Origin of the sequence: Mesorhizobium sp. M7A.F.Ca.CA.004.06.1.1 (assembly GCF_003999135.1) — a bacterium.
In the GTDB taxonomy this organism is placed as follows: Bacteria; Pseudomonadota; Alphaproteobacteria; order Rhizobiales; family Rhizobiaceae; genus Mesorhizobium.
The window spans coordinates 1-1,031 of record NZ_RZPQ01001213.1 but is presented as its reverse complement, the minus strand read 5'-3'; the positions used below and the strand labels follow the sequence as shown (position 1 = coordinate 1,031).

Genomic DNA, 1,031 nt, shown 5'->3' with positions numbered 1-1,031 from the left:
GCCGGCGGAGATGGCCATGCCTTGCCTGATGCCGGAAGATGCCGCGCGGTTCGGCGCGACCTGGCAATGCGACGGCGGCACCGTCTGCACGCCGCTGGCCACCGCTTCAGGCGTGCACACGAAACTGGCGCAATGCCTGCTGCCCAAGGACAGCGAAAAAATGTTTTCCGGCCACCCCTGCCTGACCGGCTCGATCGCCAGCAACGCGGTGCAGCCTTTCAACGACCGCTACAGCAGATCGGGCCAGTTCGCGGCCTTCGCCCCGGATGTCTCGCGCACCGCCTATACCTGCCGGCCGCCGAAGATCGGCGTGCCGGGCGGGATCGCTTATCGCGGCTGCGACGACAAGGACCGCGACTTCGCGGCCTTCAAAGCCGGCAAGCCGATGCCGAACGAGATTTGCGGGCTGGTCGGCGGCAAGAAATTCGATATCTGCGTGGCCACCAACAATTTCGACCAATGTCTTGGCGGCGCCGTCAATCGCGGCAACCGGCCGGCCTGTTCGGCCGATCATTTCTGCCGCGAGGACTATATGTGCCAGTCACTGCCGCCTGACACGCCGGGCATCGGCAAGGTGAAAGGCATCGGCTTCTGCTCGCCGACTTACTTTATCTTCCAGATGCGTATCGACAATCACGCGACGCCATGGGGCAGCCCTGTCCGCGCCACCATGGGGGCGGGATTTGGCGCGGCGGAAGAGGAGTGAGCTGCCCGACGGTTACCTCGGATAGATGCCCAGCCACGCCTCACAGCGGGATGTTGTCGTGCTTCTTCCAGGGGTTCTGCATGTCCTTGTTGCGCAGCATGCGCAGCGCGCGCGCGATGCGGCGGCGGGTCGAGTGCGGCATGATCACCTCATCGACATAGCCGCGCTCGGCGGCGACGAAGGGCGACAGGAAGCGATCCTCGTAAGCCTTTGTGTGGGCTGCGATCTTTTCGATGTCACCGATGTCCTTGCGATAAATGATCTCGACCGCCCCCCTGGCACCCATCACCGCGATCTGCGCCGTCGGCCAGGCATAGTTCATGTC

General features: G+C 64.1%; 1 protein-coding gene and 1 pseudogene. One reads left to right on the top strand and one right to left on the bottom strand.

Annotated elements, in window-relative coordinates; translation table 11 throughout:
* Positions 1–706 (top strand): annotated as a pseudogene (locus EN906_RS35230) (hypothetical protein); the annotation flags it as partial.
* Positions 707–746: 40 nt separating this feature from the next.
* Here EN906_RS35230 and EN906_RS35225 read toward each other — a convergent pair.
* Positions 747–1,031 (bottom strand): carboxyl transferase domain-containing protein (locus tag EN906_RS35225; RefSeq protein WP_281060481.1); only part of this gene is annotated, 285 nt, incomplete at its 5' end.